Origin of the sequence: Wolbachia endosymbiont (group A) of Gastracanthus pulcherrimus (assembly GCF_964028265.1) — a bacterium.
Classification (GTDB): Bacteria; Pseudomonadota; Alphaproteobacteria; order Rickettsiales; family Anaplasmataceae; genus Wolbachia; species Wolbachia pipientis.
Window position 1 is genome coordinate 346,320 of sequence record NZ_OZ034763.1, and the last position, 18,184, is coordinate 364,503.

The window sequence follows — 18,184 nt, forward strand, 5'->3', positions numbered from 1 at the left end:
AAACTTTAATTATATTCTACTTGAGTGACTCTTACGGGATTTGAACCCGTGTTACCACCGTGAAAGGGTGGTGTCCTAACCACTAGACGAAAGAGTCAACTTGAATCTAACTAGGTTATATCGATTACATATATAAAGTCAATTCAATTATTTTGAATCACATAGTTAGAGGGATATATCAGTAATCTTATATCGACAGCCTCCTATTACTCCATGCTCAATACTCACTGAACCTATCTCAGATTTAGGAGCTAATTCTAATTGTTGTTCAACTTTTGTATCGGAATCATAGCCAGAATCGTAGCCAGAATCTCTACGCTCATATTTCTGCCTTATTTCTTCTACACTAAAGCCAGCCTTGGTCTTAATTTTTTGATCATTAGTCTGTTGCTGACTTATCGACTTATTAGCACTTAGCTCATTTAGCTTCACTTGCCAATCATTCACTTTATCTTGCACTAACCCATGGCAAGTTCCAGAATTAGCTTTTATGTCTTTTGCTTTTCTTTCTGCTCTTTTCTTGGACAAATCTACCCTAGCATAAATAGGTTCTGACGACTGTTCTGGCTCTTTCTGTTTTAGGCTAGTAGGCTTTTTTGTTCTGAAAGATCATCTATAGTGCAATAAATAGGTTCTTCTGATATACTCAAATAACCACTATCTTCCAATGATAAATTTTCAGTGGATTTTTTATGTGAATCATATATTTCAGCATAAATAGATTCTTCTGATACACTCAAATAACCATTCTCCCCTAATGAGTTACTAACCTTAGTGTCATACACCTCAGCGTAAATGGGCTCTTTTGAAGGCAAAGCATCATAGCTAGTATTCTTTGACTTATACTCAAAAGTTCTAGGAGGTTTTTGTTGTATAGCTTCAATATTCAAATCATCTGTAGAATAATACTCTGCGCCTTTTCCTAGTAAAAAGGAAACTGTGGGGTGAAGAATTATCTCTGCTGGTAAGTTTTTCTCACTATCCAATTTTAGATTTTTTGATTCTGCTAAACTCTCAATAACACGAATTATAACATTCTTTCCATTCTCATCTATTGAGTGGATATCAGCTCCACGATTAATCAGCAATTCCATTATTTTGTGATCTGTAGCATGTCCTAAAGCCTGATTTAAAGCTTGATTATTATTTATATCAAATGATCCTGTATTCTTGAGAGACATAGTCTTTGAAAAGAATTTTCTAAAACTATTTAATGCATCATAGAGAATGAGAGTCAGTTTAACACCTTTTATGTCATTGTTTTTGACAGATTTAATTAAAAAATTATCTATTATGCCCATGATTATACCCCCTATATAAAAGCTCACTACCATGGTACAATTTTAAACTATGATGATTTATTTTCTACTAATAGCAGCTCTCTATAACCACTTAACAAGTGGTGGCATTGACATCATAATTGCATCTGGATTGCCGTCAGTCATTAAACCAAACCTTGTGCCACGATCGTATAACAGATTGAATTCTACATATCTGCCACGTTTTATTAATTGATTTTCTCGTTGTTCTTTTGTCCAAGATTTTTGCATATGTTTACGTATGACGTGCGAATAAATTTCCAAAAAGGCTTCACCTACTGCTTTTGTGAACTCAAAATCGTTTTCCCAGTTGCCAGAACTCAGATTATCATAGAAAATGCCACCAATGCCACGCGGCTCTTTTCTGTGTTGTAAGAAAAAATAATTGTCACATTGCTCTTTAAATTTTGGATAATATCCGGTGTCAAATCTATCACATGTCATTTTGATTGATTCATGGATATACTTGCAATCTTCTTCATTTTTATATATTGGCGTAAAATCCATTCCTCCACCAAACCATTGTTTTGAAGTATATATCAGCCTTGTGTTCATATGTGCTGAAGGGATAAGGGGCGATTGCATATGAGACACTAAAGATATGCCGCTTGCCCAAAACTCTCCGTTACTTTCACTTGCACCAGGAATTTCATTAATGGCTGAATCTGCAAATTTTCCGTGTACTTTTGAAACGTTTACTCCAACTTTTTCAAAAACATTACCAAAAATAATTGTAGATTCACCACCTCCACCACCTGGGCGATCCCACTTTCTCTTTTCGATCTTTGGCTCTGCGGATGATTGTTTTTCAATTAATAAGAAAGATTCTATGATCTTATCTCTTAGTGCACAGAACCATTTAAATGCTTGTGTTTTTTGTTTTTCCATAATATCCTCTTGCTAGCTTATTAACATTGTTATATCTGATATTTAAGGAACTTAATTAGATTTGGATGATAATTATCTATCAAAGACGTTAATAAATCTATAATAATTAAATCAATATAATAGAACATTTTCGTATGTACAACAATGCCAAGTAACAATAATGAATAAAAGATACATAGATAACAAAAAAGAGAACAGGGTTGACTTCATACTAAGAAATTATGGAATGTCAATTGTTGTGATGGCAGTTATTATGCTCTTACCTCCAGTAGCAATATCGATACTCTACTTTTTTGATATATATAGTCAGCATATTAATATAGAGATTAATTTATTAGTTAGCATTCTAACAACTCTCTTTATGATGTATAATGTAAAACGCTACAGATACCTACTTAATACTATAGAATTTCAAAATGCAATATTTGCAAATGCACTAAATCATAATACAGAATTTTGCCTTATTTTACATAAGGATGAAGGTATTATTTATGCTGATGCAAGGTTCTACGAAAGGTTTAAAGATCATATAGATGATGACATTACGTTAGCCAAGATTCTTGAAATAGGAGATGTTTCAGAAGCAGACAAAAAAGTACTCTATCATGCACTAAAAAATAACTCTTCTGTACAGGTATGCATTTCCTTAAACAAGAAGAATAGAGTATCTAACTTTCTTTTGCTCTTTGAGCCGATACCAGATAATCCCCAAATTGCTATAAATAGTAATAAGATTTTAAATTTATCATTAGTGCCAATAGCAAGGCCAGATGGGTATTTTGTATTAAAAGCAACACAGATAAACAAGGAGCAGATATATGAAGAGTTAATAGAAAAACACAGCATAGGAACTTACATTGCAAATGCCAAAGGGGTGATTTTATCTGTAAATAAAAGATTTTTAGACATATTTGAACTAAAAAAACTGGAAAAAGGTAGCTCAATCAGTGATTTTATATCTCAATCTAAATATAACAATACAACAACCGATAATGAAATTTTGTTTTTTACTATAAGTGGTATTCCATTCAAGGCTTATATGAGCACTGCTATATTTTGTGATAAATACAACCATAGCTATATATATGGCTTTATAACACCAACCGAATCAAATATTGTTGATTATCAATTACACCCTTGTTTTGCAAATTCATCAATTGCTATTGCACAATGTGACATAAACGGCAACTTTGTAAAGAAAAATACGGCACTAATAAAGCTTGCAGGGTCAGATAATAATTCAATCTTTACGTTGATATTGGATAGTTATCATGTGAAAATACGTGAATATTTTTCGAGTAATAGAATAAATAATGCGTCTTTTGATGTACAGCTCAACGGCGGTAATAACATAAAAATATATTTCAATAAGTTTCTTCATAATAAAATGATCTTCATACTTTGTTATTTTATTGACAATACTGAACACAAAAACCTAGAGATAAAGCTTGAGCATTATCAAAAGATGCAAGCTATAGGGCAGTTAGCAGGTGGTATTGCGCATGATTTCAACAATATATTGACTGGGATAATAGGATTTTGCGATTTGCTTTTACTCCAACACTCAGCTGGTGACCCATCTTTTGGAGATATAATACAGATACAGCAAAATGCAAAGCGTGGATCAAATTTAGTAAGACAATTGCTTGCTTTCTCAAGAAGACAGACCTTGCAGCCAAAAATTATTGATGTAAATAATACTATAGCTAATCTTTATGAAATGATAAAAAGATTAATAGGTGAAAATATAAAATTTAATATTTATTATGGTAGAGACTTGGGTGCTGTTAGGGCTGATCAAGGGCAATTAGAGCAAGTTATACTTAACTTAGCAGTCAATGCTAGTGCTGCTATGGAAAAGGGCGGAGAATTAACTATACGAACCTTTAATCAAAAGATTGACTCATTAAATTCTACACCTCAGGATATGTTTTCTCCAGACAAGGAAGCGATTGAACATGGAAATTATGTTGTGATTGAAGTAATTGATACTGGATGTGGAATGACGAGTGATACAACTGAAAAGATCTTTGATCCATTTTTTTCTACCAAAGATATTACCTCTGGTACAGGTCTTGGCCTCTCTACTGTATATGGCATTATTAAACAAACTGAAGGATACATCTATGTTGCTAGCAAAGTAAATCATGGAACTAAATTTAGCATATTTTTGCCCATGGTTTACATATCAGATGAAAATGATAGAGAGGAAGATAGTGAAGAAACAGAAAAACCGGTAGTAAGTGAAATTAAAGGTAATGGTATAATTTTATTAATCGAAGATGAAGATTCAGTAAGGGAATTCATCTCTAAAGCACTCAAAAGAAAAGGATTTGATGTAATAGAAGCAAGCATAGGCAGCGAGGCGCTAGAAATAATCAGTAAAAAAAGTCAACACATAGATCTTATAATCACTGATGTAATCATGCCAGAGGTGAGCGGCCCAGAAATAGTTAAAGAAGCATTGATCCATAGGCCAAATATCAACGTTATTTTTATTTCTGGGTATGCAGAAGATGCTTTTTTAAAGAGTGATGACATCAATATAGAAGATTTTCACTTTTTGCCAAAACCATTCACTCTGAATGAATTAGGAAACAAGGTTCAAAGTGTGTTACACAAAGTAAAAAAGACAGTCTAATTTTAGTGTGGTTAGCAACAAAAAAATTTTCTAATGCAAAAGTTTCTTGCATATATACAATGGAATTATTTTATACATAAGATAAAAGGCGTGAGCAAGATTATTGCAATAGTAAATCAAAAGGGTGGAGTTGGCAAAACCACAACTAGTATAAATTTGTCGACAGCCTTTGCTGCTGTAGGAAAAAGCACTTTATTGGTAGATCTTGATCCTCAAGGAAATGCTAGCACCGGACTCGGGATTTCTTATCGTAGTAGGGAAGAAAAAAACATATACAAAATACTACTAAGCAGCGAAAATAGATTGATAGAATCGGCAATTTTCAATATAAAGGAAATTCCAAATTTATCACTAATTTCGTCAGTAGTTGATTTATCAGCTGCAGAAATTGAATTATCGCAACTTGAGCGAGGAAAATTTGTGCTAAAAAGCGCATTAGAGAAGATACGCGATAATTATGAGTATATAATCATCGATTGCCCTCCATCACTTGGGCTTCTAACCATAAATGCTTTGACTGCTGCTAATTCTATTATTGTCCCTCTTCAGTGTGAATTTTTTGCTTTGGAGGGATTGAGCCATTTAGTTAAAACTGTAGAGCTGATAAAAAGAAATAACCTAAACCCTTTTTTGGCAATAGAAGGGATAGTGTTAACAATGTATGACAGGCGCAACAAACTCAGTGAACAGATTAAAAACGATATTTGCCAGTATTTAAATGATAAAGTATACAAAACTATCATCCCATTGTATGAGACTGTTATTCCACGTAACGTACGGTTATCAGAAGCGCCTTCTCATGGAAAACCCGCTATTGTGTATGATCTTAAGTGTCCTGGTGCACAAGCATATATAAGTTTGGCAAGGGAAATTTTAAAAAAGCATGCCAGCAGTTGTAAGGAGAAGAAACTAGTAAGCGAGGGCGTAGTATGAAGGATGATAGACGCCTCGGCAGAGGTCTTGCCGGCCTCATAGGCGATAATTATGATAATAAAGAAGATCGACAAGAGCATTTGCCTATTTCATTACTGCACCCAAGCAAATTTCAACCGAGGAAACATTTTGACGAGGAGTCATTAAGAGAACTTGCAAATTCGATAAAGAAAAGTGGCATTATACAGCCTATCGTGGTACGCAAAGATTCAAATGATGATGGTTATGAAATAATAGCTGGAGAACGTCGTTGGCGAGCAAGCAAGATTGCAAATCTTGATAGTGCGCCGGTTATCATAAAAGATCTGAGCGACAAGGAATGCTTGGAAGTATCCATTATTGAAAACATACAAAGGCAAGATATTAATCCAATAGAGGAAGGTGAAGCTTACAGAAAACTGATAGATGAGTTTTTCTATACACATGAGGAATTAGCTTCAGCTATAGGCAAAAGCCGCAGCCACATAACCAATATGATTCGGATGTTGTTGCTCCCTGATAGGGTGAAAACAATGATCAATGAGAAAAAATTGTCTATGGGTCATGCAAGAGCGTTGATTAATGTTGAAAATGCGGAAAGTATTGCAGAAAAAATAGTTTCTCAGGGCTTAAGCGTTAGACAAACTGAAAAACTGATAAAGGACCTACATCAAAACAACAATCAAAAAGAGCAGAGATATACTAGAAATCAAGATATGACAGTAATAGAAGGCGCTATATCTTCTCAACTTGGTTTAAAGATCAAAATTAATGACAACAATTCTAAGGGTAAAGTTATGATACGGTATGATAATCCAAATGAATTGGATTTGATATTGAAAATTTTGAATAGGAAACTTGAGGCATAGCTAGTAGTTGGCTAGCAAAGCAACAAACCAATATCAACTGTTGGTGTCATGAAAGTAGCTGACACTGGAATCCAGGAATTTTATTAAGTTGGTAAGCATAAAAGTATAACTTCTACGTCATACCGCCGCGGTATCCGCTAACAAGCAGCGGGATGACGATTGTCAGGGTAGCTGTCATCCCAGTGCCCTGACTACTTGGATCCAGGAAAAAGAATGGTGTCATCCCAGTGCGTGATACCCTAGTAGAAATCGTTTTTGTAATTGCAACATTCGTGCAATCTTTAGCCATAAATATTTAAAAAATTTACCAAATGAAAAAAAAGGCAAAAGAAACCCCGTGGTGGTTGGCTATTTACCATGTACTAAAATATCGGCGTTTTTTTTATTCTAAAACGCTTGATTAAGAGCGATTTAGCTGCTTTTAACTTGCAACTAACCTACACCGCAAGTGTTTAAGAAATTTACTAAGCAGGAAAAAAGGCAAAGAAACCCCGTAGTAGCTAGCATTCAAATTCTCCCTTGTCAATTTGACGTTTTTTGCTGTCTTAAACGCTTTGTAAGCGCGTTTCGGCTTATATAGGTAAAAACCTAAAAATTTTTAAAGACATGCGATGCACGTAGTGCGAAAAATTAAACATGAGACGCCAAATACCCTAAGTTTTTTGTCATTAACCTGCACAGATTGCGAAGATAAATAAATAGCTTCAGTTTTATGATAAGGGAGCTGGCGAGGCTTGTCAAGGAAGTTTTTCGTTTCATCCAATGCGCTGCCAAAAGCTATGCAAAAAGTCCAATGAGTTAACTCCCATATATCCTGAGTAATTCTTGTGCATTAGCTTTGATTAGGATAGGGCATTTTCTATCATTTAATAGGGAACGCAATATTTCAGTTGCACCCTTAACGTCGTTATTGTGTATCTTTACTATAGCGATGGCTTCTTGGCTTGAATAAGGGTATACTGTGCTTGATTCTAAATTATCAATTTTGTCTTTATTTATTTTTTCACCGTTGGAGTGAAGTAAGCTCATTACTTCTAAATATTGTGCTAACTCACGCAAAACACCAGGAGCATCTTTATCATCTGCCAAATCATTATAAATAGATGCTGTGTCTGTTGGCATTGAATCTGAGATATGATTGAATGCGCGTTCAAAATTTGCTAAATACTCCCAATTTGAATCTATTTCTTCTAGCAGCGGCTTATTATCTTTTTTTAAGAATAATACTTCGTAAAACTTGTCACCTGCAGTTATAGATTGTTTTGTGTTATCAATGTTGCGCAATAAGTATAATGTGATGCCAACTAACATTGGCGCGAGTGCAAGCAGAAAGATGTATTTTTTCATGGTAATATTCCAAATAGTTATATATTTATACATTAATGCTTTTGATTTGCAAAAACATATTGACATAGTGATTATATCATATAATAATATTCTTAAAGTTGTTTGAATAGTTGGAGATTAAAATATTTCTAAAGTAGAAATAAAGACAGCAGTATTAAGCTAAATTATTTTTTGTCGGATTTATCCGATGTACCCTCAACCTTTTATAGGTTGAAGTCTAAATTTGAGAGTTTGATCCTGGCTCAGAATGAACGCTGGCGGCAGGCCTAACACATGCAAGTCGAACGGAGTTATATTGTAGCTTGCTATGGTATAACTTAGTGGCAGACGGGTGAGTAATGTATAGGAATCTACCTAGTAGTACGGAATAATTGTTGGAAACGGCAACTAATACCGTATACGCCCTACGGGGGAAAAATTTATTGCTATTAGATGAGCCTATATTAGATTAGCTAGTTGGTGGAGTAATAGCCTACCAAGGCAATGATCTATAGCTGATCTGAGAGGATGATCAGCCACACTGGAACTGAGATACGGTCCAGACTCCTACGGGAGGCAGCAGTGGGGAATATTGGACAATGGGCGAAAGCCTGATCCAGCCATGCCGCATGAGTGAAGAAGGCCTTTGGGTTGTAAAGCTCTTTTAGTGAGGAAGATAATGACGGTACTCACAGAAGAAGTCCTGGCTAACTCCGTGCCAGCAGCCGCGGTAATACGGAGAGGGCTAGCGTTATTCGGAATTATTGGGCGTAAAGGGCGCGTAGGCGGATTAGTAAGTTAAAAGTGAAATCCCAAGGCTCAACCTTGGAATTGCTTTTAAAACTGCTAATCTAGAGATTGAGAGAGGATAGAGGAATTCCTAGTGTAGAGGTGAAATTCGTAAATATTAGGAGGAACACCAGTGGCGAAGGCGTCTATCTGGTTCAAATCTGACGCTGAGGCGCGAAGGCGTGGGGAGCAAACAGGATTAGATACCCTGGTAGTCCACGCTGTAAACGATGAATGTTAAATATGGGAAGTTTTACTTTCTGTATTACAGCTAACGCGTTAAACATTCCGCCTGGGGACTACGGTCGCAAGATTAAAACTCAAAGGAATTGACGGGGACCCGCACAAGCGGTGGAGCATGTGGTTTAATTCGATGCAACGCGAAAAACCTTACCACTCCTTGACATGGAAATTATACCTATTCGAAGGGATAGGGTCGGTTCGGCCGGGTTTCACACAGGTGTTGCATGGCTGTCGTCAGCTCGTGTCGTGAGATGTTGGGTTAAGTCCCGCAACGAGCGCAACCCTCATCCTTAGTTACCATCAGGTAATGCTGGGGACTTTAAGGAGACTGCCAGTGATAAACTGGAGGAAGGTGGGGATGATGTCAAGTCATCATGGCCCTTATGGAGTGGGCTACACACGTGCTACAATGGTGGCTACAATGGGCTGCAAAGTCGCGAGGCTAAGCCAATCCCTTAAAAGCCATCTCAGTTCGGATTGTACTCTGCAACTCGAGTGCATGAAGTTGGAATCGCTAGTAATCGTGGATCAGCACGCCACGGTGAATACGTTCTCGGGTCTTGTACACACTGCCCGTCACGCCATGGGAATTGGTTTCACTCGAAGCTAACGACCTAACCGCAAGGAGGGAGTTATTTAAAGTGGGATCGGTGACTGGGGTGAAGTCGTAACAAGGTAGCAGTAGGGGAATCTGCAGCTGGATTACCTCCTTAGGCTTTGCGCATAACTTACCATTTTTAATGATGGTGTTGTTATGTGCTGTACTGCTGTCTTTACTTCTACTTTATTTTAATTTCCCGATAACGGAATTTTATGAGTGATAGACCTCTTTCTCCACATTTACAAATATATAAAGTACAAGTTACTAGTTTTTTCTCTATTATGCATAGATTGACTGGTATCTTGCTATTCCTTTTATTAATGATACTTTCTTGGTATTTCATATTACATGTTTACTTTCCTGAGTTACTTATAGTAAGGTACTTAAATGCATTATTATTCACTCCTGTTGCTAAATTAGCTTATGTCTTATGTTTTATAAGTTTTGTATATCATTTTCTTAATGGTATTCGTCATTTATTGTGGGATGCTGGGCTTAATTTAGAAATTACTGGCGTTTCAAGGAGTGCTATACTGCTGACAGTAACGCTACTTCTTTCTACTATGGCTTTTTTATTTATGTTTATATGAGTCAGTCTGGAAATTCAGTACATCATTGGTGGGTTCAGCGTGTTTCTGCGGTAATTTTACTGTTCCTGTTTCCTTGGTTTATCTATTCATTTTCTTGCACATTTTATACTGATAGCTCTTTGTCTTTTAGTGAAAAATTTATTAATCACCCTCTAGAGCTTTTATTTTTTGTTGTGTTGTTGTTTTGCATTTTTTGGCACGCAGTTCTTGGAATGCAGGTAGTATGCGAAGATTATATACACAGCGTACCTTTGAGGATTTTTACAATTACATGCATAAAGTACTTATCAAGCATTACTTATATAACCCTCGCTTTTACAATCTTTATCTTCTACAGGCATATTTTCTTGTAAAATCACCGGTGCTGTGTTAATATATCATTAGTGTACTAGTTTTATTATTGAACTATAGCATTATAGCGATTTTGGTTTGACAATATGTTTGAAGCATTAAAAAAGGGAGCAATAGATCTTACACTTAAAGCAAAAGGTCTGCTTACTTCACCTGAATCTCAAGTTTACGTCGAAGACCTTAGAAAGGTAATGATGTATGATGGAAGGAAATGCCAGTATCCAAAAAATTATGATCAAATTGTACAGTCTGCTAAAATCATAGAAAACAGGGATATGCATGGAAATGCTATACTAGATAAAGATAAAAATCCAACCTATAAACTTTTGTATGGTCAAAAAGATGAGAATGGAGAACAACCAAGTTTCAGATTATCTTTAGTTACCAAAGATAAAGATAATGATAGATCTTATTTTACTATCAATTATATAGACAATCAGGGTAAGCAAATTCCGATAAATGAGTTGCATAAGTCATATTTTGAGCCATTAGGCTTTTCGAGAATGGATTTGAAAAAACACGTGCCAATTTTTGAAGCTGAAAAAACTAAGGATCCTCAATATCCATTTGAATTAACTAATTCTTCTGTGCTAACTAAAGAGGTAAAAAATAAAGAAGGTAAAGTTCAGGAAGTTGTTGATGAAAAAGGAAGAAATGGAGAATTATTATACACTAGTGATTACAAGAAGCTAAGCACCCATTTTTCAGAAATTAGAGATCAGGATGGTAATCTAGAGCTAGATAAAAGTCTTATATCTGTTCCTATCGTTTTTGCTACAAGCTTGGCTAAAGTTTGTACTAAATTGTTGACTTCTCTTCCTATAAAGTTAGGGGAGCATTTAATAAGCAAACAAAACCCAATTGCAAAGTCTTTTGGCTATCTTTTGTTCACCCCTGCGATGGCAGTGAAGAATTCAGTAAATATGGTAGCTACAATACTTAAGGCCCCAATTTTATTGTTTGTAGCAAATGAGAAAAAATATGGTGATGCTTACTTTACTATGTGGAAACACCAATTGAAAGGATGTTGGGAAGAAGCAAAAAGTGACTTTAATGTTATTAAAGGTGAAGAAAGGCTAAAGCCGGATCATGGGAATCGTGATTCACTAGTGGGCACATGGGATGAGCTTAACGCTAGAAGGCCAAAGAAACAAGGGGATGATAAAGAAGTTAGCAAGAGTAATGAAATACTAAAGAGTCCTGAGGAAGAACAAAATAAGGGTAATGAAATATTAAGTGATAAAAGAAAAGGTCATGTTGAGGAATTACAAAATAGAAGAAATTCACAGCAAGGGCAAGGCGCTACACATGATCACTCTCATTAGCAATTACTTTAAATCAACATTTACTTTCTTTATTAACTATTCCACAACAAAAACTTGCATGTATTTTGCCCTCAGTATAAGATATTAATTATTTAATTAATATCTTAACTAAATGCGCCCTGTAATATTGTGTGGTGGTAGTGGTAGCAGACTTTGGCCTTTATCTAAGCCAAAGCAATTTCAGAAAATATTTAGTCAGAACACTATGTTTCACAACACTTTGTTGAGGCTAAAAAGCGATTATATGCCGCCCATAATTGCTACAAATATACAGTACGAGTCATTAGTGATGGAGGAATTGCATGCACTGCAAGAATATAAAGTGATTTTCGAACCAGTGAAAATTGGAACAGCAGCGGCAATATTAATTGCTGCACTTCTCTGCAATGAAAACGAGACAATGTTAATTCTGCCTTCAGACCATTTTATAGGTGATTTGAATAGTTTTTATGCTTCTACTCAAAAAGCGTCTAAGTTAGCCTCTGAAACTAACTCTATAGTCACTTTTGGGGTTAAGCCTCATGAATTCAATTCTGAATACGGCTATATAAATGCAGTATATGATCAGAAAGAAAAATGTTATATAGTGAAAGATTTTACAGAAAAGCCCGAGCGTAAGTTAAGTAACGATCATTATTGGAACTCTGGAATATTTGTGTTTAAAGCAAAACGCTACATAGATGAGATTAAAAAATCTGCCCCGAATCTTTACAATTTATGTTTTAAATATTTCACACCGCAAGAGAGATTTCTGTATTTAAAACAACGAGATTTTGCAGGAATTGAAGGCATATCCATTGATTACTTGGTGATGGAGAAAGCAAAAAACGTTGCAATGATAGAAGCTAATTTCGATTGGTTGGATGTTGGAACTTGGAATTCAGTTTTAGAATTGAGTGAGAAGTTTAGTAAAGAACCGGCATCATTTCAGCATGTGATTAGAGAAAAAGAACCAGTTTCAACGACAGAAAGTAATAAAAATTTATTGAGTGGAGCTTGTAAGCAACCAAACAAAAGTCTAATTTCATTTATTCATAAAGTTAAGAAAGTAAAGGTGATAAGGAAAGAAGTTAAACCATGGGGATTTTGTAGTATAATTTTAATGAGCGAAAATTTTCTTATAAAATATCTTTTTATCAATCCATTAAGCTGCACTTCTAAGCAATTCCATCACTATAGAGATGAATACCATATAGTGCTATCAGGAGTTGGATATGTTAGTTTAGAAGACAAAGAATATGCTATAGCAAAGGACCATATGATAGAAATCCCAAGGGAAGTTTCCCATAGGATTGAAAATAGAAGCACAAGCTTTCCACTTGAAATAGTTGAATTTCAGATAGGAGAGCATTTATCTGATAATGATATAGTGAGATTGGATGATGTATATGGAAGAATATGGTAACGCCATAAATGCATTTGTTGGCAATTTATAATATGGGTATAGCTGCTTTATGTAAAAAATAATATTTACTAAATCTTAATATTTTAAACCTATACCCATATTTTAATAAATAATGAGTTGTAATTAATATGAAGGATCCATTTAAAAGTGACAATTATAGAGAAAATCTCGGTTTCCTTAAAGAAGCTATAAAAGCAAGAGATGAGTTAGTAACTATTAGACATTATAATAAAACGGTAAGGGATTTATCTCAGGCATTAAAGCGTTTTACAGATAAGGCAGAAGATGTAGCTAAGTTTGTTATACGTAGTGACTCAATTGATTATGTAAAATCGATGAATGGAAAGCCATCAGGTCTTAAGATATTAAAGGAAATATTGAATAGAATCTCGGGAAGAAATGTTCCAGTTAAGAATATAAGTAGTTTTATTGATAAATTACCTCCTCCTACTTCAATGACAATCTTTGAATATCTAGAGGCTTATCGTAAAATTTCAGGTTTGGAGCAAGTTGAAAGAGGAAATATTGCAATAGCTCCAGAAAAGCCAGAACGCAGTTTTCTAAAAGAAGATAGACAAGTAGAAGTTAATTATAATGATTCAGGCCATGGAAATTCATTAGATGAAAAGCCTGGATACAAAGAGATATCAAATTATCAAGAGAAGAAGAGTAAAATTTTAACAGAAAATTCACAAAGTTCAAAATCGCCTAGAGAAGAGCTAATTTATGTAACAGTTCCTAAAGAACATATGGAAGCAAAAAGAGAACTTAAACAAAAACAACAATCTAAACCTCCAATATTGCCAAAATCATCAATAGCACCACCATTGCCAAAAAAAATGTTTACTGCTGGTCAAGAAGTTAGACAAAAACCAAAAGTAGTAGGAACTGTTCCTAAATCAACTAAAGATAAACCTGAATTACCACTAAAACTTAAAAAGTTAGGTCATACTGATCAAAAATCAAGCACAAAGCTAGAAATGGTAGTATCTTCTATGGAAAAAGAAATTAATTATAATATCGATATTAAAGTACAAGAGATAAGAAAAAAATTCAAACAAAATCAAGCAAAAGAAAGTCCTAATGCGCAAACTATTGAAAGCAGGACCCCTCCTGTTGCACAAGTGAATATAGATGTGGAGAAAAAAACTAGGCCATCACCAAAAGTTGCTTCCCAATCTCGCTTATTTCCAATGAGGGATGAAATATCTCAGATGAATCCCTTATCAGCAAAATCTGATCCGAGACCTCATGTTAGCAAAAATGCTCTTCTCACAGATGTAAATGTAAAGCAACTAGTTGTACAATTTGAAAATTATGGAAGGAAAGAATTATAACTTATTGAATAAACCCAATAATATTCTTGATTTTTTCTATGTTATAAAAGCACAAGCTCTCCACTTGAAATAGTTGAATTTCAGATAGGAGAGCATTTATCTGATAATGATATAGTGAGGTTGGATGATGTATATGGAAGATTTTGAAATTCTAATGTTAAAGATACTCTATAAGTCTGCTAAATTTAAGGAAGCAAAAATCTCTAGTTTTTAAATAAAGAAAAGTCTACAATTATACGAAGTTTCAAAAATATAATGTCTAACCTCAAAATATTTTGTAATGTCCATTGCCTTTGAAATTACTATGGCTGCTTGCTATTTGCGAGCAAGAAATGCCAGATTTTGCTCTATAATGACTTTGTTCTCTATTATCGGCATTGCCCTTGGAGTTGCAACACTAATAGTGGTGATGTCTGTGATGAACGGATTCAGAGCAAAGTTGCTTGACTCAATACTTGGCATTGATGGCCATATTAACGTTTATTTTGATAGGAACATAAATTCAGATTACTACGCAGTTTCAAAATCTATTGAGAGAATTCCTGGTATATTAAAAGCTACTCCTATGACCAATGATCAAGTTATTATTGTAGCAAATGGTAAAATTGCAGGTAGCGTAGTGCGAGGTGTGTCAACTAAAGATTTGCTTGATAGTACTGCCGTTACAAATAATGTAATTATAGGTGATGTAAAAAAATTTGATGAAGGGATAATAATAGGAGCACGCTTAGCAGAAGTTTTGAACATTGACTATGGCGACGAAATTACGTTTATATCATCTGAAGAATTTGATGCATTACTTGGTGAAATGCCGCGAATGAAAAAATATAAAGTTATAGCAATATTTGATATGGGTATGTTTGAGTATGATAATACCTTGATATATATGCCTCTAAAATCAGCACAAGCCTTTTTTAATTATAAAAATAGCATAAAAAATATAGAAGTACTTGTAGACGACGTTACTAGAGCTGATAAGCTGGCAGATGCTATAGAAAAAGAAATAGGAATGGAAGCTGAAAGTTGGCAATCACAGCAAAGCCATTATTTTAGTGCTTTAAAAACTGAAAGAAATGTGATGTTTTTAATTCTCACTTTGATTATAGCTGTAGCAGCGTTTAATATTATCTCAAATTTAATGATGATAGTGCAAGAAAAGAAATCCGCGATTGCAATTATGCGTACATTTGGTGCAACAAGTGGAAGCATTATGCGTATATTTTGCGCTTGTGGTCTATTAATCGGTTTTACGGGAACTTGTCTTGGCTGTATTATAGGTGTCGTTTTTTCTCTCAATATCGAAAGCATTAGAGTGTTTTTAGAAAACATTACTAACGTCAAGCTGTTTGATCCTATGATATACTTTTTTTCAAGTTTGCCAATGATATTAGTTCCTCAAGATGTAGTGAACATTTCTGCACTTGCATTATTCTTATCATTTTTAGCGACAATTGCTCCTGCATTGCAGGCAGCTGCACAAGATCCTGCGGAGATACTACGTTATGAATGATACTCAGCAAAAGTACATAGGTTGGTTCTTAATTGTATTGTTATTTACCGGTTACATCACAATAAATAACATAATCTTTTTAAAAATAAATCAGCAAGAGAGTGAAAACAATGTGAAAGCTTTAACGGAAAACATGGATGAATTTAGAATGTTGCTTGAAGTTAATCAATCTAGAATAGAAAAAAAGATATTTGACCTCAAGAGAAGTCAGCATACTCAATGTGAGCAAGGTGATAATAACTCAAGATGTAAGAACCTTGCAAAATTGCTATTACTTGTGGTTAAAATGAAGAATTCGTTATTGCGAGAAGCAAAATTTGATAACCATATAAATTCAATAAAGCCTTTGATATCAGAGCTTGACGATCCAGAGATAGAAAATGCAGTAGATGAATTAGAAAATTTGAAAGAGATAAATACCTTACACGAATTGAAGTTATCTTTTGAAAAAACTATTGATACTATCGATTACAACAAAAGTACATTGTCTAAAAAAATCATTTCAAACTGGATAAAGGTAGACGACCGAAATGATCCATTAAGAGTAAAATTCGCAGAAATTGAGGAGTCAATAAATGATAATGATTGGCAAAATATAACTGTTACAGTAAGCAATTTAACGCATTCAGAATTCAAGCCATGGCTGAATAAATTGAATGGTTTTATTGTAGCTTCTAAGAATATTTCAACAATATATCATCACTTATTACAATATATCTCATGATTTATTTTATAATTTTCGCTTTTTCGTTTTTATTTGGTATATGGGTCAAGGTAAGTGGTGAAGTAATAAAATTGGAATTAGGCAATTACACTATAAGTATTGATCTATATTTCATTATTTTTACTTGTGTAGTTTTATTATTTTTATTAATTACACTTGTACGCTTTTTTTCCTCCATTTCATCAACATTTGCCAACATAAGAAATAGAAGAAGGGATAGGGAAGAATTGCTTCTCTTTGAAGCTTTCTTTAGCATAGACTTAGACAATATAGAGAATGCCCAAAAGCTAGTTAAAAGTCTGAGTGAGGAGAGCGATAGGTTGTCTTTAATAAAGCTCTTTAACTCAGGTAAGACGGGAAATTACAGCTTTTTCAGTAACGGTTTAACAAATATTGCAAATAAAAATCGTAACTTAGCTCTACTTCTAGCCAATAAGCTGATTGTCCACCTCAAACAAGAAAAAGTAGTCTTTCAAAAATTTATAGAATATTGCTCTAGTTCAATTAACGATAAAATGCTATCTATTCCCTTTCAAATAGAGCATGGCATATTGAAAGAAGATTGGATTAATGCAATTTTGAGGTTGAAGGAAGCAGTTAAGTCCAATATTTTTCTCCCCTTTGATCATAAAGAAATGTTTGCAGTGTTTTATTGCGCTTTAGCAAAGCAATATGAAAGTAAAGGAAATTTTAAGGAGGCTATAAAGTCTTTATTTAGAGCACAACGTTATAGTGCAATTTTTCAGCCCATCAATTATTTAAAGGCAGAATTATATATTAAACTTGGAAAAATCAGAAAAGCTTCTGCAGTGCTAGAGGCAGAGTATACAGTAAATCCTACTCCTCAGTCAGCTAAAATGTACATCAATTTAAATAGTAAAGGTGCTGAAAGACTATACAACTTACGCCCTGATTATTATTTTAGTTACTGTTTACTTGCTTTGTCCTCAATGAGTTCAGGTAAATATGATCTTGCAAGTCAATATTTAGACACTGCTATGAAAAAAGCTAATTACATGTCAATCTACTTTATTGTAATACAACTCAAGGTTACATTGCAAGAACACGACAAGGTAATTTATTGGCTAAACAAGATGGGCTCAGAAGCTTTGCCTGATCCAGGCTGGAAATGTAAAAATTGTAACAGGGAACTAGAACAATGGGACCATAAGTGTTCAAGTTGTAATAGTTTTAATTGTGTTTATTATATATTATAAAATTCCACAAAGTGTAGAAATTACCATTAGGCTACTTTCACATTGATATTGCTGAAGTTAGAGCACTTTCTTAATATAATCCTTATCTCCAAACAATAAACCTGCAAGTTTCTTAGCTAGACTTGGTTTTAATGTCA

16 protein-coding genes, 1 tRNA gene and 1 rRNA gene are annotated in these 18,184 nt (G+C 34.3%); 12 read left to right on the forward strand and 6 right to left on the reverse strand.

Going from position 1 to position 18,184, the window contains the following annotated elements; translation table 11 throughout:
* Positions 1–25: 25 nt before the first annotated feature.
* The 4 genes from ABWU47_RS01865 to hemF all read right to left on the reverse strand — a co-directional run bounded on the left by ABWU47_RS01865 (position 26) and on the right by hemF (position 2,207).
* A tRNA-Glu gene (locus ABWU47_RS01865) sits at positions 26–97 on the reverse strand.
* A 68-nt stretch (positions 98–165) separates the two neighbouring features.
* A complete protein-coding gene (locus ABWU47_RS01870; RefSeq protein ID WP_223823129.1) occupies positions 166–528 on the reverse strand; it encodes a hypothetical protein in 363 nt (120 codons plus the stop codon).
* Between the two features lie 50 nt (positions 529–578).
* A complete protein-coding gene (locus ABWU47_RS01875) occupies positions 579–1,301 on the reverse strand; it encodes a hypothetical protein (RefSeq protein ID WP_236717764.1) in 723 nt (240 codons plus the stop codon).
* Positions 1,302–1,382: 81 nt separating this feature from the next.
* The gene (gene hemF / locus ABWU47_RS01880; RefSeq protein WP_006279817.1) at positions 1,383–2,207 is read right to left on the reverse strand and encodes an oxygen-dependent coproporphyrinogen oxidase; all 825 of its coding nucleotides are present in this window, start codon (positions 2,205–2,207) and stop codon (positions 1,383–1,385) included.
* A gap of 160 nt (positions 2,208–2,367) precedes the next feature.
* Here hemF and ABWU47_RS01885 point away from each other — a divergent pair, with 160 nt between their 5' ends.
* The 3 genes from ABWU47_RS01885 (at position 2,368) to ABWU47_RS01895 (ending at position 6,629) form a co-directional block, all read left to right on the forward strand.
* Positions 2,368–4,848 (forward strand): response regulator, encoded by a 2,481-nt coding sequence (locus ABWU47_RS01885; protein WP_006279816.1) that lies wholly within the window; start codon positions 2,368–2,370, stop codon positions 4,846–4,848.
* Between the two features lie 90 nt (positions 4,849–4,938).
* The gene (locus ABWU47_RS01890; protein WP_077188426.1) at positions 4,939–5,781 is read left to right on the forward strand and encodes a ParA family protein; all 843 of its coding nucleotides are present in this window, start codon (positions 4,939–4,941) and stop codon (positions 5,779–5,781) included.
* Positions 5,778–6,629 (forward strand): ParB/RepB/Spo0J family partition protein, encoded by an 852-nt coding sequence (locus ABWU47_RS01895; protein WP_006279814.1) that lies wholly within the window; start codon positions 5,778–5,780, stop codon positions 6,627–6,629. Before ABWU47_RS01890 ends, ABWU47_RS01895 begins: the two co-directional genes overlap by 4 nt.
* Positions 6,630–6,741: 112 nt before the next feature.
* On the opposite strand, the gene ABWU47_RS01900 is transcribed toward ABWU47_RS01895, so the two are convergent.
* Together ABWU47_RS01900 and ABWU47_RS01905 are read right to left on the reverse strand one after the other, a co-directional pair.
* Positions 6,742–6,918 carry a hypothetical protein gene (locus tag ABWU47_RS01900; protein WP_174930890.1) on the reverse strand — a complete coding sequence of 59 codons (177 nt, stop codon included), beginning with the start codon at positions 6,916–6,918 and terminating at the stop codon, positions 6,742–6,744.
* Positions 6,919–7,427: 509 nt separating this feature from the next.
* Positions 7,428–8,042, reverse strand: coding sequence for a hypothetical protein (locus ABWU47_RS01905; protein ID WP_006279813.1), 615 nt, complete (start codon positions 8,040–8,042; stop codon positions 7,428–7,430).
* 153 nt (positions 8,043–8,195) lie between these two features.
* Between ABWU47_RS01905 and ABWU47_RS01910 the strand changes: the two genes are divergently transcribed.
* From ABWU47_RS01910 to ABWU47_RS01950, 9 genes are all read left to right on the forward strand, one after another.
* Positions 8,196–9,700, forward strand: a 16S ribosomal RNA gene (locus ABWU47_RS01910).
* Positions 9,701–9,800: 100 nt separating this feature from the next.
* A complete protein-coding gene (gene sdhC, locus ABWU47_RS01915; protein WP_007548462.1) occupies positions 9,801–10,178 on the forward strand; it encodes a succinate dehydrogenase, cytochrome b556 subunit in 378 nt (125 codons plus the stop codon).
* Positions 10,175–10,531 (forward strand): succinate dehydrogenase, hydrophobic membrane anchor protein, encoded by a 357-nt coding sequence (gene sdhD, locus ABWU47_RS01920; RefSeq protein WP_010963113.1) that lies wholly within the window; start codon positions 10,175–10,177, stop codon positions 10,529–10,531. The genes sdhC and sdhD overlap by 4 nt, the downstream gene beginning before the upstream one ends.
* A gap of 84 nt (positions 10,532–10,615) precedes the next feature.
* On the forward strand, positions 10,616–11,854 hold the full coding sequence (locus ABWU47_RS01925; RefSeq protein WP_253303522.1) for a hypothetical protein: 1,239 nt from the start codon (positions 10,616–10,618) through the stop codon (positions 11,852–11,854).
* A 112-nt stretch (positions 11,855–11,966) separates the two neighbouring features.
* Complete coding sequence (locus ABWU47_RS01930) at positions 11,967–13,259, forward strand: sugar phosphate nucleotidyltransferase (RefSeq protein WP_006279926.1); 1,293 nt, start codon at positions 11,967–11,969, stop codon at positions 13,257–13,259.
* A gap of 128 nt (positions 13,260–13,387) precedes the next feature.
* Complete coding sequence (locus tag ABWU47_RS01935) at positions 13,388–14,596, forward strand: hypothetical protein (protein ID WP_077188429.1); 1,209 nt, start codon at positions 13,388–13,390, stop codon at positions 14,594–14,596.
* Between the two features lie 280 nt (positions 14,597–14,876).
* Positions 14,877–16,106: a lipoprotein-releasing ABC transporter permease subunit gene (locus tag ABWU47_RS01940; RefSeq protein WP_353285736.1), complete on the forward strand. Its 1,230-nt coding sequence runs from the start codon at positions 14,877–14,879 to the stop codon at positions 16,104–16,106.
* Positions 16,099–16,830, forward strand: coding sequence for a hypothetical protein (locus ABWU47_RS01945; protein ID WP_038250643.1), 732 nt, complete (start codon positions 16,099–16,101; stop codon positions 16,828–16,830). The genes ABWU47_RS01940 and ABWU47_RS01945 overlap by 8 nt, the downstream gene beginning before the upstream one ends.
* On the forward strand, positions 16,827–18,047 hold the full coding sequence (locus tag ABWU47_RS01950; RefSeq protein WP_006279922.1) for a hypothetical protein: 1,221 nt from the start codon (positions 16,827–16,829) through the stop codon (positions 18,045–18,047). Before ABWU47_RS01945 ends, ABWU47_RS01950 begins: the two co-directional genes overlap by 4 nt.
* Positions 18,048–18,184 lie beyond the last annotated feature (137 nt).

What these genes read in the sequence shown, in the direction of transcription:
- ABWU47_RS01875 (WP_236717764.1), bottom strand. Translation starts at nt 1,301, where the DNA reads ATGGGCATAATAGATAATTTTTTAATTAAATCTGTCAAAAACAATGAC.
- hemF (WP_006279817.1), bottom strand. Translation starts at nt 2,207, where the DNA reads ATGGAAAAACAAAAAACACAAGCATTTAAATGGTTCTGTGCACTAAGA.
- ABWU47_RS01885 (WP_006279816.1), top strand. Translation starts at nt 2,368, where the DNA reads ATGAATAAAAGATACATAGATAACAAAAAAGAGAACAGGGTTGACTTC.
- ABWU47_RS01895 (WP_006279814.1), top strand. Translation starts at nt 5,778, where the DNA reads ATGAAGGATGATAGACGCCTCGGCAGAGGTCTTGCCGGCCTCATAGGC.
- ABWU47_RS01900 (WP_174930890.1), bottom strand. Translation starts at nt 6,918, where the DNA reads ATGGCTAAAGATTGCACGAATGTTGCAATTACAAAAACGATTTCTACT.
- ABWU47_RS01905 (WP_006279813.1), bottom strand. Translation starts at nt 8,042, where the DNA reads ATGTCAATATGTTTTTGCAAATCAAAAGCATTAATGTATAAATATATA.
- sdhC (WP_007548462.1), top strand. Translation starts at nt 9,801, where the DNA reads ATGAGTGATAGACCTCTTTCTCCACATTTACAAATATATAAAGTACAA.
- sdhD (WP_010963113.1), top strand. Translation starts at nt 10,175, where the DNA reads ATGAGTCAGTCTGGAAATTCAGTACATCATTGGTGGGTTCAGCGTGTT.
- ABWU47_RS01925 (WP_253303522.1), top strand. Translation starts at nt 10,616, where the DNA reads ATGTTTGAAGCATTAAAAAAGGGAGCAATAGATCTTACACTTAAAGCA.
- ABWU47_RS01930 (WP_006279926.1), top strand. Translation starts at nt 11,967, where the DNA reads ATGCGCCCTGTAATATTGTGTGGTGGTAGTGGTAGCAGACTTTGGCCT.
- ABWU47_RS01935 (WP_077188429.1), top strand. Translation starts at nt 13,388, where the DNA reads ATGAAGGATCCATTTAAAAGTGACAATTATAGAGAAAATCTCGGTTTC.
- ABWU47_RS01940 (WP_353285736.1), top strand. Translation starts at nt 14,877, where the DNA reads ATGTCCATTGCCTTTGAAATTACTATGGCTGCTTGCTATTTGCGAGCA.
- ABWU47_RS01945 (WP_038250643.1), top strand. Translation starts at nt 16,099, where the DNA reads ATGAATGATACTCAGCAAAAGTACATAGGTTGGTTCTTAATTGTATTG.
- ABWU47_RS01950 (WP_006279922.1), top strand. Translation starts at nt 16,827, where the DNA reads ATGATTTATTTTATAATTTTCGCTTTTTCGTTTTTATTTGGTATATGG.